This is a genomic window from Streptomyces bobili, assembly GCF_002154575.1.
GTDB lineage: Bacteria > Actinomycetota > Actinomycetes > Streptomycetales > Streptomycetaceae > Streptomyces > Streptomyces bobili.
The window spans coordinates 1-14453 of sequence record NZ_MUBA01000165.1; the positions used below are offsets into that span (position 1 = coordinate 1).

General features: G+C 70.7%; 15 protein-coding genes. 11 read left to right on the top strand and 4 right to left on the bottom strand.

Annotated elements, in window-relative coordinates:
• The first annotated feature begins 331 nt into the window (after positions 1–331).
• The 3 genes from BZL64_RS14195 (at position 332) to ygfZ (ending at position 3049) form a co-directional block, all read left to right on the top strand.
• Positions 332–907, top strand: a complete 576-nt coding sequence (locus tag BZL64_RS14195; protein WP_086769543.1) for a heme-binding beta-barrel domain-containing protein — start codon at positions 332–334, stop codon at positions 905–907.
• A 728-nt stretch (positions 908–1635) separates the two neighbouring features.
• A complete protein-coding gene (locus tag BZL64_RS14200) occupies positions 1636–2073 on the top strand; it encodes a Fur family transcriptional regulator (protein ID WP_086769544.1) in 438 nt (145 codons plus the stop codon).
• Between the two features lie 10 nt (positions 2074–2083).
• Positions 2084–3049 (top strand): CAF17-like 4Fe-4S cluster assembly/insertion protein YgfZ, encoded by a 966-nt coding sequence (ygfZ, locus tag BZL64_RS14205; RefSeq protein WP_086769545.1) that lies wholly within the window; start codon positions 2084–2086, stop codon positions 3047–3049.
• A gap of 20 nt (positions 3050–3069) precedes the next feature.
• On the opposite strand, the gene dtd is transcribed toward ygfZ, so the two are convergent.
• Positions 3070–3495, bottom strand: a complete 426-nt coding sequence (dtd, locus tag BZL64_RS14210; RefSeq protein ID WP_086769546.1) for a D-aminoacyl-tRNA deacylase — start codon at positions 3493–3495, stop codon at positions 3070–3072.
• A gap of 157 nt (positions 3496–3652) precedes the next feature.
• Between dtd and BZL64_RS14215 the strand changes: the two genes are divergently transcribed.
• The 3 genes from BZL64_RS14215 to BZL64_RS14230 all read left to right on the top strand — a co-directional run bounded on the left by BZL64_RS14215 (position 3653) and on the right by BZL64_RS14230 (position 6914).
• Positions 3653–4231, top strand: a complete 579-nt coding sequence (locus BZL64_RS14215) for an RsiG family protein (RefSeq protein WP_086769547.1) — start codon at positions 3653–3655, stop codon at positions 4229–4231.
• 165 nt (positions 4232–4396) lie between these two features.
• Positions 4397–5653, top strand: a complete 1257-nt coding sequence (locus tag BZL64_RS14225) for a GNAT family N-acetyltransferase (protein WP_086769548.1) — start codon at positions 4397–4399, stop codon at positions 5651–5653.
• 337 nt (positions 5654–5990) lie between these two features.
• Positions 5991–6914, top strand: coding sequence for a GntR family transcriptional regulator (locus BZL64_RS14230; RefSeq protein ID WP_086769549.1), 924 nt, complete (start codon positions 5991–5993; stop codon positions 6912–6914).
• On the opposite strand, the gene BZL64_RS14235 is transcribed toward BZL64_RS14230, so the two are convergent.
• A complete protein-coding gene (locus BZL64_RS14235; RefSeq protein ID WP_086769550.1) occupies positions 6904–7086 on the bottom strand; it encodes a hypothetical protein in 183 nt (60 codons plus the stop codon). The two genes, BZL64_RS14230 and BZL64_RS14235, sit on opposite strands and share 11 nt — an antisense overlap.
• Before the next feature lie 165 nt (positions 7087–7251).
• Between BZL64_RS14235 and BZL64_RS14240 the strand changes: the two genes are divergently transcribed.
• Together BZL64_RS14240 and BZL64_RS14245 are read left to right on the top strand one after the other, a co-directional pair.
• Entirely contained in the window at positions 7252–8127 is an 876-nt protein-coding gene (locus BZL64_RS14240; protein ID WP_086769551.1) for a GntR family transcriptional regulator, read from the top strand.
• Positions 8128–8156: 29 nt separating this feature from the next.
• Positions 8157–8879, top strand: a complete 723-nt coding sequence (locus BZL64_RS14245; RefSeq protein WP_086769557.1) for an HAD family hydrolase — start codon at positions 8157–8159, stop codon at positions 8877–8879.
• 59 nt (positions 8880–8938) lie between these two features.
• Here BZL64_RS14245 and BZL64_RS14250 read toward each other — a convergent pair whose 3' ends face one another.
• Entirely contained in the window at positions 8939–9121 is a 183-nt protein-coding gene (locus BZL64_RS14250) for a hypothetical protein (RefSeq protein WP_086769552.1), read from the bottom strand.
• A gap of 182 nt (positions 9122–9303) precedes the next feature.
• Between BZL64_RS14250 and BZL64_RS14255 the strand changes: the two genes are divergently transcribed.
• Together BZL64_RS14255 and BZL64_RS14260 are read left to right on the top strand one after the other, a co-directional pair.
• Positions 9304–10176, top strand: coding sequence for a winged helix-turn-helix domain-containing protein (locus tag BZL64_RS14255; RefSeq protein ID WP_086769553.1), 873 nt, complete (start codon positions 9304–9306; stop codon positions 10174–10176).
• 268 nt (positions 10177–10444) lie between these two features.
• Positions 10445–12550: an aminoglycoside phosphotransferase family protein gene (locus tag BZL64_RS14260; protein WP_208639438.1), complete on the top strand. Its 2106-nt coding sequence runs from the start codon at positions 10445–10447 to the stop codon at positions 12548–12550.
• A gap of 84 nt (positions 12551–12634) precedes the next feature.
• On the opposite strand, the gene BZL64_RS14265 is transcribed toward BZL64_RS14260, so the two are convergent.
• A complete protein-coding gene (locus tag BZL64_RS14265; protein WP_086769555.1) occupies positions 12635–13606 on the bottom strand; it encodes a zinc-binding dehydrogenase in 972 nt (323 codons plus the stop codon).
• Between the two features lie 119 nt (positions 13607–13725).
• On the opposite strand from BZL64_RS14265, the gene BZL64_RS14270 reads away from it, so the two are divergent.
• Complete coding sequence (locus BZL64_RS14270; RefSeq protein ID WP_086769556.1) at positions 13726–14343, top strand: TetR family transcriptional regulator; 618 nt, start codon at positions 13726–13728, stop codon at positions 14341–14343.
• Positions 14344–14453 lie beyond the last annotated feature (110 nt).

Below are 14453 nucleotides of genomic sequence, written 5' to 3' on the forward strand. Positions count from 1 at the left end.
ACCGTCTGCTGGAAGGGGACGGCGAGGGCGCCGCCCTCGCCGTCCCCTTCCAGCAGACGGTGACGTTGCAGAGCCAGCTGCTGGGCTGACGCCCGCGAGGCGCACCTCGCAAAGAGGGCCGGTCCCCGGCCGCGTAAGCTGGGGCCCGGCCCTGTTGTACGTATCCCGAGGCGTACGTACCTCGAAGCACGCTCATCCGAGGAGCACCCGTGGAACTCTTCTTCGAAATCCTGCTGGTCCTGGTCTGCGTGGGCGTCCTCGCCTTCGCCGGGCTGACCGTGAAGAAGCTGTACCAGGGCCAGCGCTGACCCACGTCCAGAAAGTGCCACCGATGATCGAGATCCCGTCCGACCTGCATAAGGACCTCGTCCCCCTCGCCTTCCTGCTGGGTAGCTGGGCGGGCGCGGGCGTGCACGACTTCCCCGGCTCCGAGAAGTGCAACTTCGGGCAGGAGACCACCTTCACGCACGACGGCCGGGACTTCCTGGAGTACCGCTCCCACACCTGGGTGCTGGACCAGGACGGCAACAAGGTCCGCCCCCTGGAGTCCGAGTACGGCTTCTGGCGGATCGACGCCGACCGCAAGGTCGAGGTGACGATGGTCCGCGACGACGGCGTCGTCGAGATCTGGTACGGCGAGCTGGCCCACAAGAAGCCGCAGATCGACGTGGTCACGGACGCGGTGGCCCGCACGGCCGCCTCCGGTCCGTACACGGGCGGCAAGCGTCTGTACGGCTACGTCAACAGCGACCTGATGTGGGTCGGGGAGAAGCAGACCCCCGAGGTCGAGCTGCGCCCCTACATGTCGGCCCACCTGAAGAAGGTCGTCACCCCGGAGGACGTCGAACGCTGGGCGAAGGCCCTCCCGGACGACATGCCCGACGACGGGATCGCGTTCTTCAAGTAGAGCAGGCAGCGGGTAAGGGCCTCGCGAACAACCGCGGGGCCTTCTTCCTCTTCGTGGACGGATCGGATCTGGGCAGCATGGCCACCCGGACACGGCACGCGTTGTCGGACGAGGACGTGGACCGGCTGGTGCGTGCGTACACGTCGGGCGCGAGTCCGGACACGGCGGGCGGCCGGGACTCAGCCGGGTGGTGCGGTTCGCGGAGATCGCGGCCCACGACCACCGGCTGGATCCGGCGCTCTATGTAGCGACGTTCTCGTCATCAGGACAGGTACCGTCGGCCGGTGCGCCATGGTCACCGATCCTCAGGCTTCGGCTCCACGAACCCGACCTGTCCCTGGCGGCCTATCTGACCGGGTATCTCAGCGCGGGCTTCGCACAGAACCGGATCCACAAGAGGTCGGCCAGTGCGGTGATCCCTTCGGTGAGTGCCCCTGAGCTGGGCGAGCTGCCCGTGCTCGTCCCCCCCCGCCCGCGGAACAGGAGTCCATCGGCGCGACCCTCGCGGCGCTCGACGACAAGGTGCGCGTCCACCCAGAGATCGCCCGGACGGCCGGTGAGTACCGAGCGCTGCTCGCAGATCTGCTGATGACGGGGGCGCTGTCGCCCGGGGCGTGGCATCCGCGCGGCGGACTAGGGCCTTTCGTTTGGATCAGGCCGGATCTGGGTGCGGTGCCAGGGCCCGCGAGCCCGGCCTGATGCAAATGAGAGGCCCTAGACTGGACGCCGTGGTAGGCACCGACTGGAAGAGCGACCTAAGGCAGCGCGGCTACCGGCTGACGCCGCAGCGGCAACTCGTGCTCGAAGCCGTGGACACCCTTGAGCATGCGACCCCCGACGACATCCTCGTGGAAGTGAGGAAGACGGCGTCGGGGGTCAACATTTCCACGGTCTACCGGACGCTGGAGCTGCTGGAGGAGCTGGGGCTGGTCAGCCATGCCCACCTCGGGCACGGGGCGCCGACGTACCACCTCGCCGACCGGCACCACCACATCCACCTGGTCTGCCGTGACTGCGCGAACGTGATCGAGGCGGACATCAGCGTGGCCGCCGAGTTCACCGCCAAGCTCCGGGCCGAGTTCGGCTTCCGGACGGACATGAAGCACTTCGCGATCTTCGGCCTGTGCGAGGACTGCTCGCTCAAGCATTCAAATACCGAGTCGTAGGCTTGGAGACATGAAGAGCCCTCTGCTGTCCCTGCCCGGCGCCGTACCCGCCGAGGGTGTGGACGAAGACGTCGCCGCCCACTACGGCGACCTGTTCCGCGAGCAGCGTGCCCTCGCCGAAGGCACCGGCTTCGTCGACCTCTCGCACCGCGGAGTCGTCACCGTCTCCGGCGACGACCGGCTGAGCTGGCTGCACCTCCTGCTCACCCAGCACGTCAGTGACCTGCCCACCGGCCGGGCCACCGAGGCGCTGATCCTCTCCGCGACCGGCCATATCGAACACGCGCTGTATCTGGTGGACGACGGCACGACCGTCTGGGCCCACGTCGAGCCCGGCACCCAGGAGGCGCTGATCGCCTACCTGGAGTCGATGAAGTTCTTCTACCGGGTCGAGGTCGCCGACCGGACGGCAGACATCGCGCTCGTCCATCTGCCCGCCGGTTCGATCACCGAGGTCCCCGAGGGCGTCGTCGTCCGCGAGACGGCCTACGGGCGTGATGTGTTCCTGCCGCGCGCGGACCTGGAGTCGTACGCCGCGAAGTCAGGACCCGCCGCCGGGCTCCTCGCCTACGAGGCCCTGCGCGTCGAGCAGCACCGGCCCCGCCTCGGCTTCGAGACCGACCACCGCACCATCCCGCACGAGCTGGGCTGGATCGAGACCGCGGTGCACCTCCAGAAGGGCTGCTACCGCGGCCAGGAGACCGTCGCCCGCGTGCAGAACCTGGGCAAGCCCCCGCGCCGGCTGGTCTTCCTGCATCTCGACGGCAGCGAGGTGTACCTGCCGCCGGCCGGGACCGAACTGCGCCGCGCCGACGAGGGCCCCGACGGCCGCAAGATCGGCGTCATCACCACGTCCGTACGCCACCACGAGCTGGGCCCGGTGGCGCTGGCCCTGGTGAAGCGGAACGTCCCGCTGGACGCCCCGCTGCTCGCCGACAGCACGGCGGCGGCCCAGGAGGTCGTGGTCGAGCCGTAGGGCCGCTCGTCCGCCCCCGGCTACATCTCGATCAGTACGGTGAACGGGCCGTCGTTCGTCAGGGACACCCGCATCTGCGCGCCGAAACGGCCCGTCGCCACGGTCGCGCCCAGCCCCCGCAGCTGAGCGACGACCTCGTCGACGAGCGGTTCGGCCACCTCGCCGGAGGCGGCGGCGTTCCAGGTCGGGCGGCGGCCCTTGCGGGCGTCGCCGTAGAGCGTGAACTGGCTGATGACGAGGAGCGGGGCGTCGATGTCGCTGCACGACCGCTCCTCGCTGAGCATGCGGACCGACCACAGTTTGCGGGCCAGTTGGGCGGCCTTCTCCTTGGTGTCCTCGTGGGTGACGCCGACGAGGACGCACAGCCCCTCGCCCTCGATCGACCCCACGGTCTCGCCGTCCACGACGACGCTCGCGCCGTCCACTCTCTGCACCACTGCACGCATGCGCCCATCATGCCGTGCGGCCGGCGCCCCCCTGCAGGGGCTTCTTTTTTGATCCTTAAGCCACCATCTGGGGCCGTTCGGGGGCACTCGGTCACATTGGGGCCACTTGGGGTGGCACGATGCTTCCCACACGCCGGTCGAGGGGACGGTAGAGCACATGAGCACACCGAGTACCGGGCAGCTGGGCCTGACCACCCAGCGTCCGCCCGTGCAGCGCACGGAGAGTCCGCCGTGTCCGCTGCCGACGGAGCCGCCCGCGCACGACCTGGCCCGGCTGAGCCTGCCCGAACTGCGCACCCTGCGCCGGGACGCCCAGCGCGACGAGGCCGACCTCAGTTACGTACGACGGCTGCTCCAGGGCCGTATCGACATCCTGCGCGCGGAACTGGCCCGGCGTTCACCTGCCGGGGCGGCGTCCGTGGTGGACCGTCTTCCGGAGATCCTCACGGACGGCCCGGCCCGGCACCGTTCCTCCGCGCGGCACGTCACGCTGGGCACCCCGCAGAGCGAGGAGTACCGGCTCCTGGCGTCGGAGATGCTCTCCGAGGTCGAACTCTCCGACCTGGGCGCCCGCACCGATCCCGAACTGCACGAGGCGATGGCCCGCCTCATCGGCTACGAACACCAGGTGTCCCGCCGTCGCCAGCACCTCCAGCACACGGCGGACAAGTGCGGCAAGGAGATCACCCGTCGCTACCGGGACGGCGAGGCCCAGGTGGACGACCTCCTGGTCTGATGGTCCGGGACGAGGACAAGGGCGAGGACGAGGACAAGGGCGAGGACAAGGACAAGGGCGAGGGCGAGGACAAGGGCGAGGAGAGGGCGAGGACGAGGAGAAGACGGGCGGCGGGGGCGAAAAAATCCCCCGCGTCCCCCGCCCCGCCCCGCCTACCGTGGCCTCATGACCGTCACACCCGCCGACATAGACGTACGCCGGATCACCGACGAGGAACTCCCCCTCTGGATCCGCACCGCGAGGACCGGCTTCCTCCGCCCTCCCACCGTCACGGACGCCGACCTCGCCGCCCGCCGCACCGCCCACATCGGCTCGCGCACCTACGGCGCCTTCGACGCCGGCTCCTGCGTGGCGACCTTCCGCTCCTTCCCGCAGGAGCTGACGGCGGTCGGCGGCGCTCCGGTCCCTGCCGACGCCATCTCCAACGTCGCCGTCCTGCCCACCCACCGCCGCCGCGGCATCCTCACCCGCCTGATGAACGAGGACCTGACCGCCGCCAAGGAGCGTGGTGACGTCGTGGCCACCCTCATCGCCGCCGAGTACCGCATCTACGGCCGCTACGGCTTCGGCCCGGCGACCAGCGCCGCCGAGTGGACGATCGACGTGCCCCGCACCGGTCTCGACCCGCACTGGCCGGGCCCCGAGGACGGCGGCCGGATCGACTTCGTCTCTCTGGAGGAGGTCCGCAAGACCGGCCCCGAACTGCACGAGCGCGTACGCCGGGCGCAGCCGGGCGCGGTCAGCCGTACCGACGTGTGGTGGGAGCAGGACACCGGCGTGCTGCGCGTGTACGGGGAGTGGAGCGAGGCCTTCTACGCCGCCTACCGGTCGGCGGACGGCGAGGTGCAGGGGCTCGTCTCCTACAAGGTGGACGACCACTGGGGCGACGCCAAGCAGCCGCTGAACACGGCGACGGTCGAGTGGCTGATCGCCACGACGCCGGCCGCGGAACGCGCCCTGTGGCGCTTCCTCTGCTCGATCGACTGGGTGGTGCGGGTCAAGTCGGGTGCCCGCTCTCCCGACGACCTCCTCCCCGGCTTCCTGCCGGACCCGCGGGCGGCGAACATCACCACCCAGGCGGACTGGCTGTGGGTGCGGATCCTGGACGTCGCGGCGGCCCTGGAGGCGCGTAGCTACGGCGGGTCGGGGGCGCTGGTGCTGGAGGTGACGGACCGCGCCGGGTTCGCCGGGGGGCGTTTCCTGCTGGAGGCCGGCCCGGACGGGGCGTCCTGCACGCCGACCGGCCGCAGCGCCGACCTCACCCTGGACGTGGCCGCGCTGGCCTCGCTCTGGCTGGGTGACGAGTCGGCGCCGCGGCTGGCGGCGCTGGGACGGCTGGGAGAGGAACGAGCGGGCGCCGCCCTGGAGGCCGACGCCCTGCTGCGTACGCCCAGGCGCCCTTGGTGCCCGGACATGTTCTGAGCGCTCCTTCCTCCTCCAGCCTTGGTGCCTGTCCTGCTTGTCCTGCTTGTCCTCGCGCTTGCTGTGCGGTTGTTCATCCGTAGCTGTTCAGTTGTGGCTGTGCGGGTACGGCTGTTCAGTTGTGGCTGTGCGGCGCTGTGAAGTTGTGGCTGTGCGTCGGTGTCGGCCGTCCGGGCTCCCGGCTCCCCTCCGGAAGGGAGCTCGACTGGCCAACCGTCTGAAAGTTTGACCATGTTGTGGAAGTTGGCTGCCAACTTCACTGTACTTATGTCCGCTTGGAAGCGGCCTATAACCATCTCTCCTTGAACTGCCGGAAGATGGCGGGAAGTTGTAGGGTTTGGCCGTGGAGCCGGAACATGCCTCCGTCAAGGGGCGGAAACCGCCGGAGCGGTCGCCGCGACGGCAGCGGTCCCCCCGTGACGTGGCCGACGAGCTGCGCACCCGGATCAGGGCCGGGGTGCTGCGGCCGGGCGAGCGCATGCCCACCCAGGCCAGGCTCGCGCAGGAGTTCGGGGTCGAGCGCGGGGTGGTCCGCCAGGCCCTGCGCATCCTCCAGTCGGAGCACCTGCTCACCAACGTCTCCAAGGGCGCACCGGCGACGGTCGCCCCGGATCTGGGTGCCGGCGCCCTCCTGACCGGCCCCGGAGCCTCGCCGCAGCCCACGATGGCGGCGCTGACCCCCCGTATCAACGAGGCCTTCGCGGCCCCGCACGTCGAGATCGACGCCCTGTGCCTGACCGCCGTGTCGCTCACGCTGGCGATCGGTGAGCCGCTGCGGCGGATCCACGCGGGGGAGCTGAAACCGGCCAAGATCGACGTCCGGGTCCTGCTGCCGTCCCGGGACATCGACCTGGCGTTCCCGGCGGCGGTGGACGGCTCGTCGGCCGAACGGCTGCAACGGCACTGGCTCGCCCACCGCAACGCGCAGGGACAGGTGCTGCGGCACAACCTGCTCACCCTGCGCGCCACGCACGGCATCGATGTCCGGGTCAGCTTCCGCGCGCTGCCCTTCACCCCGCCGGTCAAGCTCTACCTCCTCAACGGGACGGAAGCGCTGTTCGCCTACTACACGGTCAAGCGGCACGAGCAGCAGGTAGACCACGAGCCGCTGGAGATGTACGACGCCGAGGGCACCCGCTCGGTGCTGTTCGCCTTCGAGCACGGTGCCGGAGCGCGGGACACGACGTTCGTGGAACAGTCGCTGCTGTGGTTCGACGCCCTGTGGGAGACGATCAGTTCGGACCTGCTGCTCACGAGTTGAGGGCGGGTCCGGTGACCAGGAGGGCGAGGATCACGGCGCCCGCGGAGCTGAGGGTGGGGCGCCTGGACCTGATGCCGACGGTGAGCAGGAGCAGGCCGATGGTCCCGGCGGTGCCGTACTTCCACTGGACACTCTGTTCGAGGACGGCGGCGAGGATGGTGAGGGCGGGCATGGTGTTCCTCCCTTCGGAGGCGGTGAGCGCGGGGGAGGTGCGGAGGCGGAACGTCCGCCAACTCTGCCAAGTTGGCAACCAACTCTAACTAAGTTGTCCCCACTTGGTGGCAACTGCTAAACAACTTCCAGATAACTCCCGTCAGATGGATCGAAGTTGTAGCGTTTGGTCGTGACCCAGGAGAACGTGGCCGTGAACGGCAGCCGAAGCTCTTCGCCGCAGGAGATCGCCGATACCCTGCGCGAACGCATCCGCGCCGGCGAGCTGAAGGCGGGCGACCGGCTGCCCACCCAGGCCGAACTCGCCGAAGAGTTCGGCGTGGAGCGCGGTGCCGTGCGCCAGGCCCTGCGTGCCCTCCAGGACGACGGTCTCCTCACCAACGTGAGCAAGGGCAGCCCGCCGCGCATCGCGGAACAGACGTCGGCCCACGACGAGCCCCAGCCCACGATGGTGGCCCTGGCCTCCCGGCTGACCGCGGCCTTCTCGGCCCAGCACGTCCGCATCGACGCGGCCTGCCTCACCGCCGAGAGCCTCATCCCGGCCCTCAGTGAACCCGTCCGGCTGATCCACGGCGGCAGTTTGCGCCCGCAGAAGATCGACGTCCGCATCCTGCTGCCGTCCCGCGACATCAACCTCGCCTTCCCGGTCCAGGTCGACGCCCGCGACAGCGGCGACCCGGTCCACGAGCGCTGGCTGTCGATGCGCAACGCCCAGGGGCACGTCCTGCGCCACAACCTGCTCACCCTGCGCTCGCACGGGATCGAGGTGAGCGTGTCCTTCCGGGCGCTGCCCTTCACCCCGCCGGTGAAGCTGTACCTCCTCAACGGGCAGGAGGCGCTGATGGCGTACTACATGGTGATGCGGCGGGAGGAGTCCACGGACGAGGGAATCCTCGACATGTACGACGTGCTGGGCACCGAGTCGCTCCTGTTCTCCTTCGAGAAGGCGACCGGCGCGCGGGACGCCATCTTCGTGGACGAATCCCAGAAGTGGTTCGACGCCCTCTGGGAAACCATCACCTCTGACCTGACACTCTCTTAGTGACCTCTGATACGACGCAGACCGAACAGGTGGCATCCGAGACCGAGAACGACACGACGGCGGAACTGGGCGCACTGCTCGCGCCCGTCCGCGTGGTCCTCTGGGACTTCGACGGGCCGATCTGCCGGCTGTTCGCCGGGCACTCGGCCCAGCGGGTGGCCGTCGGCCTGGTCGAGTGGCTGGAGATGCAGGGCCTGCGCGGACTGCTGACGGAGGGTGAGCGGAAGTCTCCCGACCCCCATGCCGTCCTGCGCGCCGTGGATCTGCGCCATCCCGGCAGTGATCTGGTCGCGGAGCTGGAGGAACGTCTCACCCAGGAGGAACTGAAGGCCACCGCCTCGGCGATGCCCACGGCGTGGGCCGATCCGCTGATCCGCACGCTGGCGGCGGTGGACCGCCGTCTGGCCATCACGACGAACAACTCCCCGCGCGTGGTGACCACCTATCTGAAGAGCCGCGGCCTCACCTCCTGCTTCGTCCCCCACATCTACGGCCGCACCCGCGATCTGCACCTCCTCAAGCCCGACCCGGACTGCCTGAACAGGGCCCTGCGCGCGGTCGGCGCGGCTCCGGCCGCCGCGCTGATGATCGGCGACACCCCGTCGGACTGCCTGGCCGCGCAGCGGGCCGGTGTCCCCTTCCTGGGCTACGGGCGCAACAAGGAGAAGGAGGAACTGCTCAGGGACGCGGGCGCGACGAACGTGGTGGACTCGCTGGAGCCGGTACTGGAGGCGGTCAGGAGCCAGGCCTGAACCCGTCGGAAGCCCGCCGGCCCGAGCACGCCAGACCTCAGCACACCAGACCCGAGCCGTCAGGCCTGCGTCATCATCATCACCAGGACGACGGCGGCCCCGACGGCCAGGCCGTTGTTCCGGGCGCGGATGCCCACGCCGACCGTGAACAGCAGCAGCACGCCCAGCGTGCCCAGTCTCGCCTGCGCGAGGGCCGCCGCGGTGAGACCGAGAAGTTCCTGGATCGCCGACAGAACGAGCATGTTCCTCCCCCTCCTTGCCACTCTCGGTGAACCGAGCAACCATGCAACTGCCGGTCCAATTGGACTGATTGTCGTGAGGTGGTTCTCCCCGGCCGGGCTGATCCCTTAACCAACGGTCCAATTGGAACGGCGAGTTGACCCATCCCGGTTTGCCGGTGGGCGGGGAGCGGTAGGTTCGCCGTGTGGGTGAACGGCAGAGCAGTGACGGCGGCGGCAGGGAGTTCCACCGGGTCGCCGGAGAGCTGCGCGCCCGCATGAGCAACGGCACGTATCCGCTGCACTCCATGCTGCCCGCGCAGCGTGACCTCGCCGAGGAGTTCGGGGTCTCCCGCAACACCGTTCAGCGGGTGCTGGGGGAACTGGCGGACGCGGGCTGGGTCGAGTCCCGGCAGGGGAGCGGCTCGCGCGTCGTCATGGTTCCGCGGACGGCACCGGCGCCGGTCGTGGCCGGCCAGTCACGCGGCCCGATCACGCTGGGCCCCGCGCTGGGCAAGGCCTTCGAGCGTCCCGAAGTCGTCCTGGACACCTACACGTTGACGTCCGAGTCCCTGTACACGCACTTCAGTGTGCAGGTCGAGCGGATCCGGGCCGGAGCGGTCGCCCCCGAGCGGGTCGCGGTGCGCGTGATCCTGCCCGCCGAGGACTTGTTCCTGCCGTTCCCGCGGGCCAGGGACGACAAGGACGACCCCCGGCTGAGGGAACGTCTCAACGCCATCCAGCGACGGTCGCTGACCTCGCTCGAAGGCCTGTTCAGCGGCCTTGAGCTGGAGGACTTCGTGCCGTCCGTCAGCCTTGAGGTGCGGCGGGCCCGGATGGCCCCCTCCCACAAGCTGTACCTCCTCAACCGCGCCGAGGCGCTCCTCGCGCCCTACGAGGTGGTCGAGCGGGACATCAGGCTCGTAAGCGGGGAGGTCGTGCCCGCCCTGGACGTGCTGGGCTTCGGGGCCTCCCTCACCCACCACGTCAAGGACGAGAACCGCGCGTCACCCGGCTCGGTCTTCGTCGACAGCTGGCAGGACTGGTTCAACTCGGTGTGGGAGCACATCGCCGAGTAGGCGGCGGGCGTGCGCTAGCATGCCCGGACCGCGCGGGAAATCCCTCTCACCCATCCGGACGAGACGGCGATCCGCAGGCGTGGACGAAGCTCTGGACCACCCGTTCGGCCACTTCGCCGCCGCTCCCGTTCGTTCGTCGCGTCCCGCGGCCCTTAACGTTTGCCTTACCCATCCGATCGAGCGTGAGTAACCGGAGCGGCCAGTGGTCGAGCCCTTCGTTCCCCGGGATCTTCTCGGGGTTCGACCCGCCGGTGACCCCTCGGACGCCTTGTTCCGGAAGTTCGTGGCGGTCGCCGAGTCCACTCCCGCGACCAGCGGACACCACAACCGCAACTATGTGCTGCCCCTGACCCAGGACGTGGCGGCGCTGCTGGGGCGGGAGCCCGGAACACCGGTGACCGTGCGGATCCCGCGAGCCGACGCGCTGCCCGTGGTGATCAGGACCTGGCGGGACGAGGCCGCGATCCTCGACGCGGTCCACGAGGTTCTGCCCCATGCTCCCGAGTGCCTGGTCAGCCGGCCGGGCTTCGCCGTCCACAGCTATGTGGACGGCGTCCCGCTCTCCGCCGTCTGCGGGAACGGCAAGCCCGTCGACGCCCTGCTCATAGAGGCACTGGCCGAACTGCTGTGCCGGATGACCGAGGTGCGCCGGTCGGCTCTGCCGCCCCTGCCGGCCGACTGGCCGAGCAGCCACACCGACAGCCAGGGCTTCCTCAGGACCCTCGCCCGCCTCGCCGACCGGCAGATCCGCCGCCCCAACTGGCAGCGGTTCGGCGGCCTCTTCACGGCGCTGGGCATCCCCGAGGACGCCCTGCTCGGCCTCGCCGACCGGATCCCCCCGATGGTGCGGCGGCCGTACAGCCTGCTCCACGCGGACCTGCACCGGGACAACCTGATCATGTCCTACGACGGTTCCCCGCCGCTCGTCTGCGTGGACTGGGAGCTGGCCACCTACGGCGATCCGCTGCACGAACTCGCCACCCACCTGGTGCGGATGCGGTACCCGTCCCATCAGTGGCCCGAGGTGGTGGAGGCGTGGGTACGGGCCATGGGGCGCTACCGCCCCGCCGCGGTCAACGGGCTCTCCCGGGACCTGCGGCACTACCTCGACTTCGAACGGGCGCAGTCCGTCTACCCGGACATCATGCGGGCCGCGCGCGCGGTCCAGGGCCCCTTCACCCAGCAGGGGCTGGACGAGGTGACCGCGGAGGTGGGCCGGGCCCTGGAGGCGGCGGCGGAACCGTTGCGGCTGAGGAGCCTGCCGTCCAGCGGCGAGATCGAGGGTGCCCTGTTCCGGTGGCTGGCCTCACGCGGCGACGTGAGCGGTCGCTCCTGGGCCGCCAAGGTCTACGGCTGGCAGCAGGACCCGCGGCTGCCCGAGCGGGAGGGCTTTCGCGCGACCGCCGTCCGCGAGGCCCTGCTGGCGGAGGGTGCGGCCCCGGCCGACCGCGTGTTCAAGGGCACCGCCCACCTCAACTCCGTGGTCTGGGCGGGGAACCTGGGCGCCCCCGTCGTCGTACGGCGCAAGCTGCCGAACGTCACCCGGCGCGAGCCGAGCTATCTGAGCGAGCACACCGTCCTGGAGGCCATCCAGCGGTCCGGGGCGAGGGTAGCCGCGCCGCGGGTCCTCGCACTGGGCGAGAGCTACCCCAACGAACCGTTCGCGATCCACACCTACGTCGGACCGCCCAGGCACCCGGTGCACGGACTGCTCCCGCACGAGGCGGACGCCCTCGTCGACCAGCTGTGCGAACTCACCACGGTGGACCACGGCCTGGTCGAGCCGGGTGCCGACAAGGTCGACTTCCACCGATGGCTCACGGAACAGCTGGTCGGCCTGGTGCGCAGCCTGCCGAAGGAGTCCCTGCAACTCGCCCGCACCCTCGGCCTGCCCGGCGACGAGCGGCTGCGGGAGCTCCTGTCCCGGCACCGGCTGAGCCGGCGCGAGCCCGCCCTGCTGCACGGCGACCTCAACCCGTGGAACCTCGTCCGGCGCTCCGACGCGCTGGCGCTCACCCTCATCGACTGGGAGATGGCCCTCGTCGGCGACCCCCTGTACGACCTGGTCCGGCACATGCATCTGACGCCGACCAGACCCGAGATCAGGCAGCGCATGTTCTCGCGCTGGGAGGCCAGGCTCCCCGTCCGGTACACGCGCGACTGGCGCGCGGACTGGCGGGTCTACCGGTGGATCGAGATCGTCCGCTCGGCCTACATCGACCTCGACCGGCTACGGACCGGCGCCGGCCTGGACGCCCCCAACGTCCGCCGCGCCGTCGACTCCTACTCCGAGACCCTCGCCGCCGCGACCGCCTCCCTGGGCCTGCCCCTGCCGGCGACCGCGAACCCGTTCCTGGCGCGGGCGCTGGCGTAGCGGGCCACTTTCCCGGCTCCCGCGGCGGCGGAGCCTCACGCCTTCAGGAGCCCGCCTTCAGGAGCCCGCCTGAGGAGCCCGCCTTCAGGCGCCCGCCTTGAGGAGCACCTTTCCGACGAGTTGCCGTCCCTCGACCGCGGCGTGTGCGGCGGCAGCCTCCGTCAGCGGGAAGACCCGGCCCACCACCACCCGCAGCCGCCCTGCCGCGGCCTCCTCCAGGGCCGCCGCCCGCAGCCGCCGTACGTCGGCCTCGTCGAACTGCACGTCGGCGATGCCGAAGAGGGTGACGTCCCGTCGCTTCGCCTCCTGCGGGTCGACCGGGGCGAAGCCGCCGGTCGGGGCGCCGTGGGCGGAGAAGCGGCCGCCGTCGGCGGCCAACGCGAAGGCCTGGGCGCCGGGCCCGCCCCCGACCCCGTCGAGGACGACGTCCGCGCCGGAGCCGCCGAGGGCCGTCCGGGCCCTCTCGGGCCACCCCTCGGACGAGATGTCGACGACCGCGTCCGCGCCCAGCTCCCGCACCAGCGCGGCCTTGCTCTCACCGCGCACGCAGGCGACGACCCGGGCGCCGCGTGCCCGCGCCGACTGCACCAGCAGGGTCCCCATCCCGCCCGACGCGCCCAGGATCAGGACCCGGTCGCCCGCGCGTACGCGGGTGATGCCGAGGACGCCGTGCGCGGTCACCCCGTCGTGCACCAGGGCCGCGGCCGTTCGCAGGTCGAGGCCGTCGGGGACCGGGGTGAGGGAGGTGACGGCGGCCGTCGCCCGCTCGGCGTAGCCGCCCCGCACGAACGAGGTCACCCGCCGGCCCAGCCAGCCGTCCTCCACCCCCGTGCCGACCGCGGCGACGGTGCCGGAGACGCCGCCGCCGGGGACGTACGGCGGCTCGGTGTCGAAGTGCTCGCGGCCCCAGCCCGCGCGGATCTGGGTCTCCACGAAGATCGTGTCGACGTGGTCGACGTCGATCAGGACCTCGCCGGGTCCGGGGACCGGGTCGGGCAGGTCGGCCGTCTCCAGGACCTCGGGTCCGCCGAACGCCTTCACCTGTACCGCTCGCATGACAACTCCCGTGGGATGTGGACGTGTTCGCCGTGGATCGGATGCACGCGCATGGACAGCCTCCGACCTCAACCCGAGTTGAGGTCAAGGGCCGCCCCGTCCGGTCGTAGGCTCGGCCCATGAGCGAGACCGGGCTGCGCGAGCGCAAGAGGCAGCGGATGTACCAGGAGGTGTCGGACATCGCCGTCCGGCTCTTCGTCGAGCGGGGCTTCGACGCGGTGTCGGTCGCGGAGGTCGCCGCCGCGGCCGAGATCTCCAAGCCGACGCTGTTCCGGTACTTCCCGGCGAAGGAGGATCTCGTCCTGCACCGGTTCGCCGACCATGAGCGGGAGGCGGCCGAGGTGGTCGCCGCGGGGCGGGCGGAAGGGGTCGCTCCGCTGGCCGCCCTGCGCCGGAACTTCCTCGACGGTGTCGCCGCGTCCGACCCGATCACGGGCGTCAACGACCACCCCGCGGTCCGCTCCTTCTGCGCCCTCCTCTACGGCACCCCCGCCCTCGTCGCCCGCCTGCACGCCTACCTGGAGCGGTCGGAGGCCGCGCTGGCGGAGGTCCTGGGCGGTGACCTCGACGCGCGGCTCGCGGCCGGGCAGATCGTCGCCGTCCGGCGGATCCTCGCCCAGGAGAACTGGCGGCGGATCGAGGCGGGGGAACGGGCGGACGCCGTACGGCCGACGGCGGTCGCGGCGGCCGAGCGGGCGTTCGGGGCACTGGCGGCGGGGCTCCCGGCACTAGCCTGAAACGCGGTTACAAATTTAACTCGGTTACGTTATTCGGGTAGTCTCGCCCGCATGACGTCACCCGACCCCGCCCCCGAGGATCCCGCCGACCCTGTACCTTATACACATCT